At 54.3% G+C, this 18,857-nt stretch carries 12 protein-coding genes; 3 read left to right on the forward strand and 9 right to left on the reverse strand.

Annotated elements, in window-relative coordinates; translation table 11 throughout:
- Nucleotides 1-370: 370 nt before the first annotated feature.
- Nucleotides 371-1,579: a kynureninase gene (gene kynU, locus KI787_14580; protein MBV6631179.1), complete on the forward strand. Its 1,209-nt coding sequence runs from the start codon at nt 371-373 to the stop codon at nt 1,577-1,579.
- Nucleotides 1,579-2,490 carry an alpha/beta hydrolase gene (locus tag KI787_14585; protein ID MBV6631180.1) on the forward strand — a complete coding sequence of 304 codons (912 nt, stop codon included), beginning with the start codon at nt 1,579-1,581 and terminating at the stop codon, nt 2,488-2,490. The genes kynU and KI787_14585 overlap by 1 nt, the downstream gene beginning before the upstream one ends.
- Before the next feature lie 47 nt (nt 2,491-2,537).
- Here KI787_14585 and KI787_14590 read toward each other — a convergent pair whose 3' ends face one another.
- From KI787_14590 to KI787_14615, 6 genes are all read right to left on the reverse strand, one after another.
- Complete coding sequence (locus tag KI787_14590; protein ID MBV6631181.1) at nt 2,538-3,680, reverse strand: PAS domain S-box protein; 1,143 nt, start codon at nt 3,678-3,680, stop codon at nt 2,538-2,540.
- 99 nt (nt 3,681-3,779) lie between these two features.
- On the reverse strand, nt 3,780-5,501 hold the full coding sequence (locus KI787_14595; protein ID MBV6631182.1) for a chemotaxis protein: 1,722 nt from the start codon (nt 5,499-5,501) through the stop codon (nt 3,780-3,782).
- A 276-nt stretch (nt 5,502-5,777) separates the two neighbouring features.
- The gene (locus tag KI787_14600) at nt 5,778-6,302 is read right to left on the reverse strand and encodes a purine-binding chemotaxis protein CheW (protein ID MBV6631183.1); all 525 of its coding nucleotides are present in this window, start codon (nt 6,300-6,302) and stop codon (nt 5,778-5,780) included.
- 472 nt (nt 6,303-6,774) lie between these two features.
- Nucleotides 6,775-7,482, reverse strand: a complete 708-nt coding sequence (locus KI787_14605) for a Crp/Fnr family transcriptional regulator (GenBank protein MBV6631184.1) — start codon at nt 7,480-7,482, stop codon at nt 6,775-6,777.
- The gene (locus tag KI787_14610; protein ID MBV6631185.1) at nt 7,472-10,345 is read right to left on the reverse strand and encodes an AAA family ATPase; all 2,874 of its coding nucleotides are present in this window, start codon (nt 10,343-10,345) and stop codon (nt 7,472-7,474) included. Before KI787_14610 ends, KI787_14605 begins: the two co-directional genes overlap by 11 nt.
- Nucleotides 10,346-10,447: 102 nt before the next feature.
- On the reverse strand, nt 10,448-14,074 hold the full coding sequence (locus KI787_14615; protein ID MBV6631186.1) for a ricin-type beta-trefoil lectin domain protein: 3,627 nt from the start codon (nt 14,072-14,074) through the stop codon (nt 10,448-10,450).
- A 678-nt stretch (nt 14,075-14,752) separates the two neighbouring features.
- On the opposite strand from KI787_14615, the gene KI787_14620 reads away from it, so the two are divergent.
- Nucleotides 14,753-15,847 carry a hypothetical protein gene (locus tag KI787_14620; protein ID MBV6631187.1) on the forward strand — a complete coding sequence of 365 codons (1,095 nt, stop codon included), beginning with the start codon at nt 14,753-14,755 and terminating at the stop codon, nt 15,845-15,847.
- 364 nt (nt 15,848-16,211) lie between these two features.
- Here the strand turns inward: KI787_14620 and KI787_14625 are convergent, their stop codons facing one another.
- From KI787_14625 to KI787_14635, 3 genes are all read right to left on the reverse strand, one after another.
- Nucleotides 16,212-17,312 carry an HDOD domain-containing protein gene (locus tag KI787_14625; GenBank protein MBV6631188.1) on the reverse strand — a complete coding sequence of 367 codons (1,101 nt, stop codon included), beginning with the start codon at nt 17,310-17,312 and terminating at the stop codon, nt 16,212-16,214.
- Nucleotides 17,309-18,283 carry a HAMP domain-containing histidine kinase gene (locus KI787_14630; GenBank protein MBV6631189.1) on the reverse strand — a complete coding sequence of 325 codons (975 nt, stop codon included), beginning with the start codon at nt 18,281-18,283 and terminating at the stop codon, nt 17,309-17,311. The genes KI787_14625 and KI787_14630 overlap by 4 nt, the downstream gene beginning before the upstream one ends.
- A gap of 343 nt (nt 18,284-18,626) precedes the next feature.
- Nucleotides 18,627-18,848 (reverse strand): hypothetical protein, encoded by a 222-nt coding sequence (locus KI787_14635; protein ID MBV6631190.1) that lies wholly within the window; start codon nt 18,846-18,848, stop codon nt 18,627-18,629.
- Between the last annotated feature and the right edge of the window lie 9 nt (nt 18,849-18,857).

Genomic DNA, 18,857 nt, shown 5'->3' on the forward strand with positions numbered 1-18,857 from the left:
GGCGATTTGAGGGGCTCCCTGCGGGCGAGCCAGAACGCGGCGTTCCGCGGTGTTGTTCGGCCCGTCCATGGGCCGAACCCCGCTGCGCGGGGCTGCGCGTCCATTCGCTCCGGGCGAATGGTTGCGCTCGCTTGAAATGGAACAACCATTCCTGCGCGAGCGCGCCTAGCGGCACACCGCGTTCTGACTCGCTGATATGTAACGAACTTCGGAGACAGGACACTAGATAACCGCGGGTTTAAGGTTCACTACCTACGCGCCACCCGAGGACCGAGGGCGAGTATGGCTGCGCCATGCACCCCTGCTGCTTTCCATCGCGTCTGGCTTTTTGCCACACTGGGCCTTGAAACCTGGGTTTTGAATCAACGCCGTGACCGCCGTAACTCCCCCGAATGCGCCCTTGCGTGAGCATTTTGTGCTGCCTGCCGGGCGCATTTACCTCAATGGCAACTCCCTTGGCCCCCTGCCCAAGCTGGCCCGCGAACGCCTCCACCGGGTGATTGATGCAGAGTGGGGCCAGCACATCGTGAGTGGCTGGAACCAAGCTGGGTGGGTCGATCTGCCCCAGCGTGTGGGCAACAAACTTGGGGCGCTCATTGGCGCAGCTCGGGGCCAGGTCGTGGTCTGTGACTCCACCTCCGTCAATATTCTCAAACTGCTACACGCGGCCCTGAGTTGGCATCCACAACGCCGGGTTCTGCTTTTGGAAGAGCAGGCCTTCCCCACCGACAACTACATGGCGCAGGGCCTGCGCCAGTTGCGGCCCGACTTGGAGCTGCGCCCCTTACCTGGGTCACAAATCGCTGCCGCTTTGGATGACTCCGTGGCTGCGGTGCTGGTTTCCCATATCAATTACCGCAGCGGCGAGCGTTTAGACCTGCCCAGCATCCAAGCCCAGGCCACAAACCAGGGCATTCCCATTGTCTGGGATCTGGCGCACTCGGCCGGCGCGGTGCCTTTGGATTTGGACAGCTGGGGCGTGGACTACGCGGTTGGCTGTGGCTACAAATTTTTGAACGGAGGTCCGGGCGCGCCGGCATTTGCCTATGTGGCCCAGCGCCACCAGGCCCAGCTACAACCTTTGCTCAGCGGCTGGTTCGGTCATGCGCGCCCCTTTGCCTTCGAGCCCGACTACCAACCGGCGGCTGATATCAATCGTCTGCAGGTCGGCACCCCGCCCATCCTGTCCATGAGCGCTTTAGACGCGGCCCTGGATGTGTTTGCATCGCAGTCTATCCACCAGCTATGGCAGCAATCTTGCGCTCTGTTCGAGCGCCTCCTGCAGGCTTTAGAGGCGGATCCCGTTTTTGATGAATGTGAACTGCTCACCCCGCGTGCGCCCGAAGCTCGCGGTAGCCAGCTGAGCCTGCACCACCCCGAGGCCTACGCCATTTGCCGCGCGTTAGCCGCTGACGACGTCATCGCCGATTACCGTGAGCCGGGCATATTGCGTCTGGGATTGGCACCGGCTTACCTCAGAGCTGATGACGTCGACCAAGCCGCAGCACTGCTGCTGCGAATTTTGCGGGAGCAACGCTGGCGCGACCCCGCCTTTCAAACCCGTCTAAAGGTGACCTGATGCGATATTTGCTGGGGATATTGAGCGTCCTGCTTGGGGGCTGCGCTGTGCTGGCTCCTAGCGAACCGCCACCGCCGTGGCCGCAGACTACGACTCCACTGAAGTGGAGCGAAGTCACCGCACTGCCCTCGCCACCGGCAGGCCAGCGCATCGCCTATGGTCCGGCCCCGGAGCAATTTGGCCGGTTGAGACTTCCCGCCGGCCCCGGGCCGCATCCGGTGGTGGTGTTGATTCATGGCGGCTGCTGGCTCAATGCCTACGACCTGGACTATTTTGAGCATTGGGCTCAGTGGCTCAGCGAACGCGGCTACGCCAGCTGGAATATCGAGTATCGGCGCATTGGTGATGCTGGCGGTGGCTGGCCTGGCACCTTCGTGGATGTAGGCACAGCTATCGACTTCCTGGCCTCGCTCGCCCCTGAGCATAATCTGGATCTGCAACAGCTCACGGTCATGGGCCATAGCGCCGGCGGTCATCTCGCCCTCTGGGCAGCCGCCCGCGACCAGCTGCCGCAGGACTCCGCCCTTTTTGTTGCTCAGCCTTTACTCCCCCAGAATGTCATTGGCCTGGCAGCCATCACCGATTTGGAGCAATACCGCATCGGCCCGGAGAACAGTTGCCATGCCAGCGTGGACCAACTGCTCGCCGGCAGCCCGCAATCGGTACCGGCTCGCTACGCGCAGAGCTCACCGCGACAGTTGCTGCCTTTGGGCACACCGCAGGTTTTGATTCAGGGCGATGCCGACCCCATCGTCAGCCTGGCCAGCTGCCAAAGCTACAGTCAGGCCGCGCGTGACCAAGGCGATAACAGCCAGTGCTGGCCCCTGCCCGGTGCCGGCCACTTCGATACCGGGGTGCCAACTCCGGCCAGCGAGGCCGCCCTGCTGCAGGCCCTGAGCTTATCGCCGTAGCGGCGTGCATCGGGTAACAGCGTGCCTCAGGCAATCCTCGTGTTTGGCTAGGAGCCGGGCAAGCTGTTCGGTAAAGTCACACGCACGATAAGGCCACCGTGCAGTTCGCAGGCCAGTCGCAAGTCGCCGCCCAGCTGCTTGGCTGCATAAGCTGCAATGGGTAGCCCCACCGAATTTTCACTCCTGCGCATCAAATCTAACCCGTTTTCAATGAGTTCCGGACGCCCATATTCACAGCACACATTGGCTCCATTGTCCCAAATGGCCAGTGTGGTTTGACCATGCTCTTGGGTAATCGCAACCCAGACCTTCAGCTCTTCGTCATTTGGCCGAGCATGTTCACAAGCATTTTTCAAAACTTCGAAGAGCAATACAAACAGTGGCCTTGTTGCTACATAAAGTTGCTGCAACTCAGCAAAACATAGAAAAACGCCTTTGGGCGCTTGAGTCAAAGCGGGCAGCACTTGATTGTGCAAAAACCCAAAAAGGTCAACGGGCTGTGGGATCTCCGGCGTATGGATCTGCCCCATACGGTGAATAACTGACAGATCGGCGACTCCTTTGCGCAATGTTTTGCGAATCAGAGCCAAAGCCTTTGCTTGACTAGGCGGAAAAACCTCAGGAGACGACTCTTCGATAAACGTCACCAAGCCTTGTGTTGTTCTCAGAGGCTCTGTGAGCGTGTGGCAGGTAGCGTTCACCAACTCGTGGAGGCGATCATTCATGGCCTGTAGTCTGGTCCGCTGAGTCTCCAGGTCTCGCAGTACGCGTTGGCGCTCTCGCACATCACGAATAACTGCACATATCCTCAAGCTAGCACCTTGACCGGACTGGCCTAGCGATAACTCCACTGGAATGATTTCGCCGGACTTAGCCATGGCCGGAACTTCAACCAATGATCCAACTAAACGATGCTCCCCCGTAGTCGCGAGGCGCCGCAAACCCTCGTTGTGATTGCGCTTATGTTCGTTTGGAATGATTACCGTAACGGGGAGCCCCAGCACCTCTTCGCGGGAGTATCCAAACAAACACTCACTTGCCGCGTTCCACAACACGATGCGCCCGTGGGAGTCACAAATCACTACAGCATCCGGGCATGCTTCAAGCAATGCCGTCGCCGCATTTTGAACCTCAGTGTCTAGCGACGAGGATACGTCATACTCATTTGAACGAGCTAACTGAGCCTTCATGAAAGTCTTCCAAACCTGACAAAAGTGGCAGCAATCCTGCTGACCACAGGCAAAGTGAACCGATGCCCGCGACGTTTGCGGGCATCGGCAACTGCAAAGCTAGAAAGACTTCCAAGCCTCTCCCTCAACCAATTGAGTCACTCCACCTTTCACAGAGGATGATCCAGCGGTGTAGCGAGTACTTGGCGTGGCAGGTCTTTGTGTCCGGCTCGGCGCAGGCTTGAGTTCAAACTTATCTGTTTTAGTTGAGCTGGCAGGTGTTGCTGCCAGGCTTGGCTCATTCTTGATGGAGAACCTTTGCACCACCTCTACCAGACCTTCAGCTTGATCTTCTAAGGACTTCGCAGACGCTGCGGACTCCTCTACGAGCGCGGCATTTTGTTGGGTCACATCGTCTAACTGTGCAATGGCCTGGGTAACCTGTGCGATTCCCGTGCTCTGCTCTTCGCTGGCAGATGTAATGTCGCCCATGATGTCGGTGACACGCTTTACGCTGGCAACGACTTCGCCCATGGTTTCTCCTGCTCGATCTACCAGCACAGAGCCAGATTTGATCCGTTCGACCGAGTCGGAAATGAGCGCATTAATTTCCTTGGCCGCAGAAGCTGACCGCTGGGCCAGAGAACGGACTTCGGCCGCAACCACGGCAAACCCACGCCCTTGCTCGCCAGCCCGCGCCGCTTCCACGGCCGCATTCAGCGCGAGGATATTTGTTTGGAAAGCAATGCCATCAATAACAGAGGTGATGTCCGAGATTTTCTTCGCGGATTCGTTGATGGCGCCCATAGTAACTACGACTTCGCCAACCACTTCACCACCGCGCTCTGCTACATCGGAGGCCCCCACCGCCAACTGATTGGCCTGTTTCGCATTGTCAGCGTTTTGGCGGACCGTTGTGGTGAGCTCTTCCATCGAAGACGCCGTTTCTTCCAGACTCGAGGCCTGCTCTTCGGTCCGTGAGGATAAGTCGGTATTGCCCGCCGCTATTTCACGGGAGGAGTCATTAATCGAAAGCGCACTTCGCCGAATCTGTGCTACTAAATCCGATAAGGAAGCAATCGTTGATTCTGTCTCTTCGCGCAAGGTGGCATAGAGGCCTTCGCCAGGAATATCGACATCGACTGTCATATCGCCAGCAGCCAGGGCTGTCATGAGGCGGTTTAGCTCTACCAAGGTGACCTGATTGAGCTCCAAGAGTTTGTTCATGCCGCTGGCGAGCATTTTTTGAAAGCCTTGCTTGCCTTCCTCCACCAGTCTTTGGCTGAGGTCACCCGCTGTTGCGGCTTTTAGAATGCCCGCAAGTTCTGCCTCGACTGAGGCTTCGTCTGTACGGTCATACCATTCCAATACGTACCCAGTAATATCGTTTGCGCTATTTCGCACTGGGTTGATTGTGAGGCGAAAATGTAAGTTGTCGACTTTGATATCAGCCACATGCGTATCTGCCAGCCCCGTCAGCATTCCATTCTGGTGCTCAGGGTTTGCATGGAATGCATCGATGCTCATACCAATGAGCTGGCGGGGGTCGAAAGCCGGGATGAGCTTCTTAAACTGCTGCTGATACTCGAACAGCAAATTCGTCATGGCCGTATTTGCGTACTGAACGCAGCGCTCTTTGTTGGCAATCAGTACGCTTGTTTGAACATTATCCAAAGCGTTCCGTATACGCCCGTTTTCATCCGCAATCTGCGCCTGAGCATCGTAATTCACCGCGATACCTTGGAGCATTTCGTTGATACTTTCGCAGAGTGCCGTCATGACGCCAGATTTGTTGGTCACATCAACGCGTACATCCAAATCACCGGCTTGAGCGGCCGACATCACGGTTTGAATGTCGTCAAGCGCTGTCGCCGCAGAGGCTTCAACTGCTTCCAGCTCTGTTATACGGGCAAGCAGGGGCTCAAGCAGCGCATGGACACCATCAATGACCACGCCATAATTCTGTCTCAGCGCGGCGCTCTGCTCCCCAAGCTCGTAGTCTCCCTGCTCAAAGCCAGCACGCGAGCTGGCTAGATAAGACACTAATTCCTGATGTTGATGGCGCTCTGCCCCACCCAAGAACGATAGAAAATTCATCATTACTTTTGTCTCCTGACCTCAAGCAGCTTGCGCCTGAGCGCCTTCAACCGGCACAAAGCCACTACACAGCGCGTTGGTATCTAAAAGGATCACCAGCCCATCCTCAGCAGAGGCCACTCCAGCAGTGAGCTGCGTCACGTTTTGGCCTAATGACAAGGTGTCGATAGAGTGCAGGTCACTGGAGAGCAACCGGCGAACGTCTGATACTCCGTCTACCCGTAAGCCAAACAACCTCTCCTGATGCACCACCATGATGGTCACATCCATGGAGTCGGGCTCAGGCTCTGCATCTAACAAGCAACGCATATCCAGCACCGGTGCAATACGTCCTCGTAAATTGATCACACCGAGTACATACGCAGCCGTTTCCGGCAATCGAGTGACCTGTTCGATGCGGCGGATTTCCTGAATACAGGTAATTGGCAAACCGTAACTTTGGTCGTCGATGGAAAAGGTTAGAACCTCTAACTCTTCGGGCGAAGTTTGTGGCGGTGAGGTTGTTGGCGTAGACCTTTCACTCGCTCTCTCTACTACTGTTGTCATTAGGTTGGGTATCCCTCGTTGATCGCTCCCGGAAATGTGGGAACACAACCCTAGGTGCAGCCCATGGGCCACAGCCCTGACCCCAAACAAACACTCAGACTATTGTCTGCATAGCCACTCTTAGGCTCTGCAGTCCGTCGTACTCGCCGCTTCTCTGCGATGCATGCGCACTCACAAAATCTCTTTTATTCAGGTGCTTAGTGATATCCAGCCAGCACGTGATGCAAGCTGCGAAGCAGCTCTGAACGCAGAAGGTAGCTTGTGATTAGCCTTCTACGATGCGCCTGGTCTCTTCTCATATCCGCCGCCAATAGCCTGCACCCTCGTGATTCGCATTTTGCGAAGCATTCTTGGAGGCAAAGTGGTCCACCTCCGAAGTGCACACGCCACAGCATCGAGTACAGATGTGAAGCCTGGATATTTGACGGGGAAGCTTACGCATATCGGACAGACCAGATTGAATGCGCCGCGATTACTTGAGCACTTTGCCTAGGGGAAGCTGACCAATGTCTGGAATATAGTCTCCGTCTGCCTCGCGATGAAACAAACCTGTGCGCCGCCACTTTTGGATGATCCGGTTCACCTCTTCGCGTCGTGCCCCAATTTCACTGGCGAGCTGAGACTGGTTACAACGGGGAAATAACACACCGCCTCGCAGGTCTGGCGTGGCTCTCTGCAGAACTGCTTGTACTAGACGCTCGGCGGTGCTCAGATGTGTAAGGCTCACGACTCTAGCGGTGAGTTCTCTAACTTGCCGAAGTAACTGCCGCATGAGTATTTCGTCAATGCTGGCGTGCACGCTTCGCAAAGCTGAAAACTCATGTTGAGGCATGACCGCAATGCTTACCTCTTCAAGACTGAGAACGTCGGCGCTCCGCGGCCTGCCGTCGATAGCCGAAAACTCACCAATCGTATCGCCCGGCCCTGCCTCCCTAAAGGCAACTCGACGGCCATTGGGAAGCTCGACTAGGACCTGTACCCGACCCGAAACGATGAGGAGCAGGCTGTTAGAGCGCTCCCCAAACTCAAGAAGATTGGCATTGCGTGGAAGCTGAAGAAACTCGCATTGCCTAGCGATTGCCAATTTCTGAGGTTGTTCGAGTGACTGAAACAACTCACTACATTCCAGAGCTTCTAAGACCAGCTCAACAGGAGTTGTGGTTGGTAAACTAGCGACCACGCGCCGCCTCTCTCAAGATGGACGCATGGCCGTACTTTTGCGCATTAGACAATGCTCGACGAAGTCTCAACTGAGATTGACGCTCGCCCAAAAAACCAGCTTTTGCGGCGATGTAATCCACCAAAGGCGTCGCGCCAGGAGTGTGCGTTGCCGCGTTGGCATCTGCACGCGCGAGTAGCTCTAAAGCCACATCGGTATCAAAATGGCCAGCTCGCCAAGCTTTGCTCGCCAAAACTGCCCAGTACGCCGCAATACCAGCAGGCGAACCAATAGCTTCTATTTGTTCCAAAGCCAGCTTCGCGCGTTGTGCACTAACTTGGCTCATGGAAGGAGCGAGGCTGTAGGCAAAAATGCTGAGATAAGCATCCATACCCGGTAGGTGCATGCGCTTAGCTAGGGCCATACCCTCTGAAGCGAACTGATGCCCACGTGTAAATTCAAAGCGGTGCAAACAGGAGTGCGCCAACACGCCCAAGCAATATATTTTTGTGAATGGATGATCGTGTAGAACAAGTTCTTCTTGAGCCTCGCGCAAAGCACGCTCCCAGACCGCATCATCACATTGAGCTGCAGCTGTCATCGCGCACCAAGCCAAACTGGCTATACCTAGATCGCTACCGTTATAGCGCAGGAACAGTACTCGATCACTCGGCACATAGTGACTCCTCGCGGCTAGAGCATGCCGGTGAGCCCTCGCATACTCACCTAGGTTCACCAAAGCTAATACACGGCCGAGGTTCGCCATTAGCGCGATGTATGTCGCCTTTTGGCTCTGAGCAATTTCATCCAGCCGATCCATAAGCGACAAGCAACCACGCCAGTCACTTTTCATTTGCCGGTACATCCCTGCGTTGTAGGTCGCGAAGACCTCCAGATGAACGTTGTCCGATGTACGCGCCAGTTGTTGTACCCGTTCCCAGGTCGCATTCAGCTCTGGGTCGGTATAAAACTTCACCGCGAGCATAGAGCTAGCCAAACTGAGCTTGAGTTCCAGCTCTTTTTCAGGCGTCAACCCGTCGGCTTCGACATAACAGCGAATGGCACGCTGAAAATGCTCGACGGCATCGGAGTGCGAAGACGCCAGTGCTGCTCGATTGCCAGCCTGATTGTAGTAGCGTGCTGCCTGCTTATAGTCCCCAGCCGCCGCCAAGTGATAAGCATATTCGGCCGGTTCTGCAGCGGCTGAGCTCATGCGGGCCGCGATGCGAGCATGCAAACTCCGCCGACACTTCTTGGGAATCACGTCGTAAGCGACGCGTTGTAAAAGCCCATGGCGAAAAACATAGGTTGTCGTTCGGCTGACCCGCGAGATGATGCGCTGCTCAACAAGCTTGTTGAGCGCGTCTTGCAACTGCGCAGGCCTCAAGTCGGTTAGCGCCTGCAGATCATCTCTGGAAAAACGCTCGCCCAGTACCGCCGCCGTAAGAGCCACTTGCCTCTCCGAGCCGAGGTAATCCAAGCGTTGAAGCAAGGTTGCGCTTAGGCTTTGCGGAATGATGCTCGGCTCCGAGCCATGCTCAGTGGCTAAGCTTGCTGCCTGGGGCACGGCAAAAGCGAGCTGCTCTAAATGCAAGGGTAATCCAGCTCCCGCCGCAAGCATCGCCTCATAAGAGCGTTGGGTGGTTGTGCTTTGCGTGGAGAGGAGAACTGCATCAAATAAAGCTTCGGCATCGGAGGGAGGCAAAGCCTTTAACTCAATATCGAAAGTTGTGGGCATATTCGATGGAGCAGCCTCATCGGTTCTCCAGGCTAGTAACACCAATAAGCCAGGAGGTATCGGATTCAGTGCCTTCACAAGAAGCTGCACACTGGCGTCGTCCGCCCAGTGCAGGTTATCGATGACTAGGCACAACGGCCCTTGTTGGCCCAACAAGCACAACAGCTTACGCAGCACGGCCACTGCGAGGGCATACAGGGCTTCTGGCGATTCATTCTTCGCCTCCGCGGACGAGTGGCTTGGATTCAATAGCTCCTTGAGAGCTGCAAGGTCCTCAGCATCCATCTGCGTCTGAACACGCAACATCGGTGAGCTGCGTAGTAGGGCTTGAATCAATCCCATAAAGCGCTGCCGATATAAGGCATGACAGGTCACACCGATGATGTGCTTACGCACACGCGGGTCCCGGCTCCACTCTCGGATAAGCCTCGACTTGCCAGCACCGGCCTCCCCTTGGATGCTGCCTACTGCACCACGCTCGCGGCTGAGGACGCTCATCCATGCAGCCCCAAGCTCGTCTAGCTCTGCTGTACGCCCAAAAAGGGGGATGTCATCTTGCACATCCAGGCGCTGGCTTTGCAGCCCCTTCGCGCGGTATACCCGCACAGGCTGCTCCAGGCCTTTAAAACTTCGCTCACCCAAGTCCTCGGCGTATAAATCTTCACCCGCGGCCTGCAGTACAGCGCTCGACAGAAGAACACCACCAACAGGGCTGTGCACTTGCAAACGACTCGCGACATGAGCAGGAATACCCGTGATATCCCAATCACCTTCAGCGGAGCTGCCTTGGGCAATGAGCACCTCGCCCTGGTCTAAACCAGTGCGTATAGCAATAGTCGTTTGCTCTTTGGCTTTGCTCTGTAACGCGAGCGCAGCGGCGACGGCTCTAAGCGCCATGTCATGGCGCGCTAATGGGTAACCAAATACGGCAATGACCCCGTCTCCGCGGTGCTGGGCGATGCTACCACCGTACGCCGTGACGACCTCTGTGACCCATCCGCGATATTGGGATGTGAGCGCTTCGAAGTCTTCCACATCAAGCGCGCTTGCAAGCTCTGTAGAGCCCACCATGTCCGCCAGCATGATGACGACTTGCCGCCGCTCACACCTTCTTGGCTTCGCATTGACCTCAGCGACCAGAGCCATGGGCTACGCCCCAAAACACGCCAAAACACCCGCGAATTTACGCAAGACGACGCTTTTTTGGACGCTCATGAGGTAAGTCAGGTTAGCTGCGCATGCTGCCGATCAGAAGATCGATCCAAGCGAGTAGTTAGATATAGCATCAAGGAGATCTTCCGCTTTATCGCGAAGATCAGCGCTTGCCTCCCGTAGCGGTCCACTCACGTCGCTCAAGGCGTTCTCCGTAAAGGCTAGGGAAGTCTGATACAGAGCACGAGTAAACTCGAACTCGTTAATCGCAAGCTCGAGCACCGCCATCTTTGGGTAAAACACTTTTGCTGCAGCAACTGGGTCGCGGATTGTTTCCTTAGGGTCGAAATAGAAGTCAACGGTGACAAACTTTACATCGCCGGTAAAGCCAAAGCGGCCATCCTTGCCAAATGCTATTTTGCCTCCGGCGCCGACCCCTACACCGCCGCCAACACCGACTTGGTTTCCAGTGTCAGAGCCAATTTTGGCGGAGCCTGATACAACTGAGGCCCCAGCCACAGCCGCGGCTGAGCCGCGGTCGACTCCTGCTTCAGTTTCTGCTTGGGCGATGGCGCCCTTTAATTCAGCGTTTTCTTTTTCGAGCGTTGCCGTTAATACCGCCGCCTCAGCCTTAACTGTGCCCTCGAGCACATAAACCGGAACTCCGCCCACGTCATAGGTAGCGATATTGACCTCGGCGCTTGCCTCGCCGCCTGACTCTACGGTGAGTTCGCCCAGTGGACTGTTAAGCGATAACAAGTTGACCTTCAGTTCTCCGTTTGCTTCTGCGGCACCGAAAAAGCCATTCGGTGGTTTGAAGCCTAAACTGCTGCTAGCGCTTCCATCGACAATGATTAACTCCTCAGTCACCGACAGTGCCTCAGGAGCAGGGATGTTCGCTAGATCCTGGGGGTTAAAACTCTCAGTCGACGAACGAGTAACCGCACCAAACGCCAGACCGTTGGGGTTATTCGAGTTTGGATTCAGCGGACTGTGTCGTTCAAGCGCGCTGTCGAGGTTTTCCTTCGTTGGCAGTTCATCGGTAATGCGGCCCGTATAAAATAAATTGAACTGTTGTCTTTGCAAACTAGACATTCCTTGGAGAAGGCCGGAGGCGTAGGGGTCCAAGCCAAGATGTTTTGCAAAGGTCAACACCGCTAGCGGGTCGGTAGACGCTGTCCTGGTGCCATCGCGCAGCTCTTGGACTAGTGCAACTCCATTGTCTTTTCGGAAGCGGCCTACAAAATCGCCCCCCGATACATAGGCGAACTCAAATTCATTGGCCACCCCGTCACATCGGCCCATCTCGAGTGTTCCATCCTCTGCAGCATTCATGCACATGGGTCCATGGAATGCGCTATTCGTGATGTTCCTCACTTCTCTACCCACCTCCAAAGACCGAATTGAACCGTCGAGGCCAATCACCCACTTGGTCGCGTCTTCGAGGGAGGATGTAAACGTTATCCGACTAGTGTTAGCCAGGAGATAACGCCCACGCGCAGCCCCACTACCAATCATTATCGTTCCATCTGGCATGAGGTCGACAACAGAAAGGCCAAAGGATGCAAACGAAGGGGCCACCCTGCAGGTTTTGTCGGGACGATTACCGCAAATGTTTACAACTTTTTTCCTTTGGTAGCCGTGTGCACGAGCAGAATCCGCAGGCGTCGAGGGGATGAGGTGGAAAACCTGGGACGCATCTTGGCGCTGGCTCCCGCAGCGCGTCAGGTTGAGCAAGATGCTTGCGCGTCTAGACTCTATGCAATACCCGCTTAAAAACCCAGTACCGCGTAGCTCCGCTTTACCCGTGTATTTCCAGGAGTTTGCCTGTGCGCAATCGCCCATGCCCAGCGGGATGCGGTAATCGCTACCGCCGCCGGCAAGTAAACTCCCCAGCTCTTGTCGCAGCTGTGGCAGGTTTGGCACAACATCAGGGTCGCTCAGGAAATTGTATTCAGGCGGAACCGAGAGGCACTGCCCAGTCAATTCAGACTGCAGCTTGCCTTCGGTGGTCAGGCGAAAATCGGACCCATTTTCCAAACAAAAATGCGTGGACTGTGCCGTGCGGTTGTTTACGCAGCGCCGATATGCTGCCTGTACAGGTTCGGAAATCTCTCGGGCAAGATCGGCCTCGACTTCAATTTTCAGTACCGTCTCAGCAAGCTCGGTTTTCCCAGCTAGGGTGTCGAAGCTCGCGAGACTGACATCGGGCACATCAGAGATACTCCAGCGCTGATAGTCTAACGTCACATCGCAGTCACGAATACTCACCAGGTATGGTGAGTTGGTCGTCGCCAAGCCATGGTCCGTTGGGGGATCAATGGACAAGCATTGCGTAACGCCATCTTCTGATAAGCGTGAATAAAAGAGTTGACCAGTGGGCGACACTCTCCATCCCTCAGAATCTCGGCATGGTGCCAACGTTAACCTGTGCTTTAGCAGATCTGGGTTGACGTTTATAAAGTCCAAAACACTTGCAGCTGGCAGGATACATGAGCCTAAATCCGTTGCAGGGCGCAGTCCTCCTTGCCCGTCCAAGAGGAAGTTCAGCCGTGCGTTGTTATCTTGAGGGTTGCAGCGAGTTACTACCAAGACCTCTCTTGCGTTCAGGAACAAGCAGCCCCGTTCGTCCGCCCCCCCGCTTGTAAACGCCCCGGAAACTATGGGTTGGGCAGGCAATATTGGCGGCAGCCAACGTTGTTCTGAGCGCCCGTCGCACAGGGTGGTTAAGACTTGAGCCCCCTGGGAGGTCAAGCATTGGTTCGTGACGCTGCCGTCTAGATTCGCTTTGCGAACTTCCCCCTCCCGCGTAAAGGCCCACCGCTGTAGCTTTTCACCCTCGTTACATAAGGCATGCGTCGTTCCATCGGCCTGTAAACACATCGATGAGGCTTTGCCGTCCTCGAAGTTTTTTGCGATTTGTTCGGTTGTTGATATCGGCATGCCGTTCACATAATCGTCTGGCCCAATTGTTCTACGGCCGATAGCGAAACGTGGGCCTTGAACCCGCACATTTCCAACAGACAGAATTCGGCTAGTGACGACGCCATCGTCTGTGAGCGTCCAAGTAGCCCCTCGTGAATAAACAGTTGCATCGGGCAGTATTAATTCCCCTATCCCGGCTACAAAGCCTACCGTATTTCGCGCTAGGACTTCCCCTCCAAATTGTTCTTCAGTAGCCAGGGTAATTTCTGGAACAAATACTCGGTTTATCGACCAATCTTCGTCGTACTCGAAAATGCTTTCCGCGTTTACAGATCGGAACGACCTGGAAACCACACCTGAAGTATCCCTCGTTAACGGACGGTCACGTTGATTAAGTCGTTTTGACGGACATGTCCTTAAAGACACACCGTTGACTACACGTGTCACAAAATATTCTCCAGATGTGTACAACCCCATTCGGAAGAAGTCGGTATTGGGTTTAGCGGTACCCTTGTAAGAGGCCGTGAGGCACTTGCTCGGGTCGGCTGCGCTACGAATCTCACCAACTCCAACAACGACCGCCTTACTGCGGGCAACACCATCTGCCACGTTGAAGAACAATTCCGGCAGCTCAAGCGGCCGATCTTCCGCAACCTCGAATCCAGGGCTGTCGCCGATAATCTCGATCGGAGCCAGCTCTTCACTTGCTGGGCTGTCAGTAAAGAACTGATTGGTCACTTCGTTGACTTCGCAGGACTGAAGCAGTGCCAGTGCAGTGATTAGAAAGAGCCTCATCATCGGTCTCGGAGTTGGATATGGTTCAAGTATCTCCACATCCAGACTCCCGGCCTGTGTGGAAACGCACTTTTCAAGCCTCATCCAGCCGTGTTGTGTTCTAGGGGAAACAGCTCCATCCACTCCAACCGAAGATGATCAGTTGCTTGGCGACCCTCTAAAGACGTTGGTGCAAGCGGGGTAAACCTATGAGAGCGTTCTGCCACTTCGACCCGCCGTTCAGCCCGAAGTGATGTTTCTGTGAGAAGTCACACACCCTTGGTACTTCTGAACGGGTATTCTCCAAACGAATGGTCGGAGTAACGATTACTGCAGCGCGGTGTCCAGGTTGGCTCGTGCGCGATTCGCTGCCTCTACGGCCGCAAATACGCTTCCGTCCTAGGGCGAATTAGCAAGTGACTAATCGTTTACGACTAAATCTTCAACTCTTGGCTGTGGTCACTGCTGTCCTAGGCTGTAGTGAGAACAACGGAGCCGACGATGCCGGCATCGTCATCATTCCAATCGTTGGTCAACCTACTGGAGATCTTGCTCCAACGGAGGCGCCACTCCCGTTGCCAGATGCCGTTGCAGATCTCCCGCCCAATGACAATGTACCGGGATTCTGGGATGTAACTCGTTGGGACAGCATGGTATGGAATTGACTTGTAACGGCAATATATCTTCAAAGGAAAAGCTCTTGTGAAGACAAGCAACCGAATAACGTTAAGCCTCTTTTGCATCATCGCATGCTCCCCGAGCATTGCGGAGGACGTCGCGGTCCCTCATACTTTTTTCTCAGGCGACCCAGCCTCCGCCCAGCAAGTCAATGAAAACTTCGACGCCCTTACGCATGGCCTGAACAGTCTAGCGAGGAAAACGCAGGAAATTAACCAGGCCCTCGACAACCCGGCTGTTGATCCAGTCATCTTCGGCCCTAATCACCCAGTCGGCCAGCTGATACTCGAAGACGGCACACTGATCCCAATTGTACGGGCTTCTCTGACAGCGAACGTTCCAGCCAGTCTAGGGCTGACCACCTCTGGTTTTAATGCCGGAAAACCGATTCTTGCACCCATAGAAGTCGTGGTCGAGGATGCATTTGCTCTGAATGGCTTGCTCGAAGCAGCGGTAAATCTCACCCCCATCAATGTTTCAATTACTCTCAACCCTATAAACACCACAAATGTTGGCAGCTTCGAGCTTACAGAGGCGTCCGTCATCGAAGTTCGGCGAGTGGCTGTTGGGCCTCACCAGAGAGTCCGGATTAGATTTTCGACGAGCCTTCTTGATTTCACGTGGAACGGTAGTACTTCAACATTTGATGTCGGGAATAATCAGTACAGTGGATCGTGCGACTTTTCGCCTTCGTACAACCTCACCGACCGCGCCTCCGAGGAGGGAGAAGCGCTGGTTGGGACGGTTACGTGGGGACTTACGCGGCAAGATGGAGCCAAGGTCTCGAACAAAACTTTTTTCGACGATACGGTAATCAGCCTTAGCCAGCTTACAAACGATGCCGCTGGCTACCTGTGTCGGCTTGGGACTCGTCGTCATTACGAAAAAGCGGTTGTTCTAACCCAGTCATCATCTGTCGATGGTCAAATCGGAAACCGTTTGGTGATGGAAACCGCCCTCCTGACGGCTCTTCATATTGATGTGTCAGGTGCAAATGTCAATCAGAGTATTTCTTTTATATATGGAAAAATTACTAATGGTAGTTTCATTCCTGACGATAGAGAGAGAAGGCCACGTCCAGTCACCTCGTTCGATTTTGATCGACGTACGAATGAATAACAGGCGGCCTTAGTGTTATCAGGAGCTCTCCGGATTGATTCAGGTGAGGAAAACACCTTTAAATGCGAAATGAGAGCGGCCAGACTTGGTCCGGTGAATATTTCGTTTCGCATCAGCTCATGCACTTTGTCGGGTATGAAAGGATCGTATCTCACGCAATGCGGATCTTCACAGCGTAGTGCCATGCTTCCGCATCTGCCGCAGTGAAGCATGCTGTAATCTGTAGCACAGGATTGGGCGCTTTGCTTACTTAGCCGTAAGACGCGGACTGCCAGAATAACAATCTTATTTTCTTGAGCGCTCCTATGATTGTTTTTACCTACTGATTATTCGGTTTTGTTGCGCAGCAGAACGCACTACAGCCTCAGTGTATTTTATTTTGATACGTCAGTAGTATCGCCTGGAGCTGCGCACCACCTGGCACAGCGTCAATAAACTCCTGGTCTGGGCTCTCCCCTGTTGCCGCACACACCGATAGGTGCACTTTAAGTAAGCAGCTTAGATTAATGTCATCAGCAGACGCCTCTAGGGGGCGGTGATGAAGCCGAACGTACTCAACAATTTGTTCGGGTATGTTCCATTGCCGCAGCAGGTAGGCACCGAGTTCATCGTGATAATCGGTAGAAGGTGTAGCCGCCGGGGCCTCGATATAAATCTGGTTGGTATAAAGAACCAGCCTACCAACATCCGCCAGCATCACTGCCATCGCAGCGCAGTGGTCAACATCCTCGCCCTGCAGGCCCCTATAAAGCTCCAGAGCATGCAGCGCCTGATTACGGTAAAGCGTGAGCAACCCAGGCTTGGTACAAATGTCGGAAGAATAAACGACGTTTGCAAGTACCAACGACTTCACGGTGTTTTCACCCAAGCGCAGCACTGCAGACCGTACGTCCGTGATCTCGTCAACCGGTTTAAAGAGCGGTGAGTTCGCCACGCGCAGTACAGTTGCGATTAAGCCTGGTTCCTGACTACAGATGTCCACCAGCTCCTCTAGAGAACCACCCTGGAAACAGTATCGCTGAATTTCAGCCCGCGAAAGCGGGCAGGACGGAATCTGTGACACTTCCCTGACCAAGGACGAGAGTATGACTTGTTCACGATTGCTGCGGTCAATGGCGTGGGAGCTTATGATGTCAATCAGCTCATCAGCGCTACTTGGTTTCATTAAAAAGTGATGTGCAATATCTAGAGCTTTAACCGACAACTCTGCATCTGCGTAACCGCTTAGGATCACTCTGAGTGAATGCGGCATTAAATCTCGTACTCTTTCAAGGATGGCAGTCCCGTTAACACCTGGCATAAGCAGGTCCGATACCACTGCATCATAGCTTTCCCGAGCAACTTTCTTCATTGCCTCATGCCCGCCTAGGGCATAGTCGATATCCCAGTCATCAGGCGCAAACAGCATGGATCTACGCAGCCCCTGAATAACAAGCTCTTCGTCATCAATAAATAGCACTTTCATCGTGCGTCTCCTGGAAGCTCAATAACAAATTCGGTGCCGACCCCAGGATTTGAGCTAAGAGTTATTCTTCCGTTGAGCTCATCTTCGACAGCTGCACGAACGATGGCCAAGCCCTGGCCGGTGCCCTGCCCGACTGGCTTTGTCGAGAAAAAAGGCTTAAATATCTTTCTACGAATTTCAGGAGAAATACCACAACCGTTATCTTTCACTCGTATGGATACGCCATCGGGCATGGAGTCTACGGTGATCGTGATTGAACCCTTGTCATAACGGCCTCGTGACACCTCTTCTTTGATCGCGTGCGAAGCGTTGACAACAAGATTCAGAATAACCGAGTAAAGGTCTTGAGATTTCGATTGAATTTTATCCACACCCGACGCTATATTCACATCGAGTTGTGCACAATATTTCCACTCGCTACGAGAAATCAAAGAGACTGTATCGACGATTTCCTTCAAAGAGACCTGCTCAAAACAACGATCCGAAACCCTTGAAAGGCGCTTCATGCTGCTCACGATTATGATTACGCGCTGCAGCCCTTCAATGATCTCATCCAATGCCGCTGGGATTTGCGAACTCATGAAGTTTTTATTTTTCGAGTCCAGCTCTTGTGTGTTGAGCAGTGTTTCGAATGCTCGCTTGAGAAAAGCAGTATTGTCCGAAATAAATTGTATTGGAGTATTAATTTCATGAGCCACGCCAGCCGCTAGTTGGCCAATGGATTCCAAACGGTGAGCGTGGGCAGAGGTTTCGATGCAATATTCCAAAGCATCTACAACTTCATTTGTAAACGAGGTCATTGCTTGAGGTGTTGCAGCAGCCTCGGAAGGGTGAATTTTCATCGACCTGCTCAGGCCCAGATTCTTCAGCATGCCAGCGAGGCGATCACATGCTTCACTCAGTGGCGCCGAATCCCAGCTTGCAACGGCTGGAGGAGAGTTTCCCTGGATATTGCCTTCCGTTTCGATCATTAAGACTCCTCGGTCGCGGTGAGCCAAGGCACACAAAGAATTCGTGCGGGCTCACAAGCGCTGACTACTCTTCGGGACAGGAGTTGCAGGAGGTATGCCCCTACGCTGTATGTGTTGGAGTAACGCTTGAAGTCACGGCGTGCTATCGCGTTCGGCCGTTTCCAAAACACCGCATGGTCTGGTCTCGGCGTTGAATGGCCATGGCATTTCCTCGCAGCGGCAAGCTGGTGCTCGGCCTTGGACTTTCGCATTGCGCTCGAGGAAGTGTCGGATTGCAATGCAATCTGCGAAAAACGATCGCAATTTGAAAGTGCTCGGCAGCGTAGAGCATGTAGCGACGTCTCTAGACGCTTATGATTGCATGAATTTCTGTGATTTTGCTGGGCGGCACGTAGGCTGCAGAACTCAGTAGCCACTGCGGTGAAATCATCTCGGCCATCATCAGCTCCGGCTTCGATGCACTTTCCGCAGTGGCCACCACATTTTGGCCAAACATGGCCGGCGTCAGCGCCCGCTCATCTGGGACGCTCTTCTGAGGCTCAACATTTTCTTCACGGCGCGCCATGCATTTTGC

The organism is Oceanococcus sp. HetDA_MAG_MS8 (assembly GCA_019192445.1).
Lineage (GTDB): Bacteria > Pseudomonadota > Gammaproteobacteria > Nevskiales > Oceanococcaceae > MS8.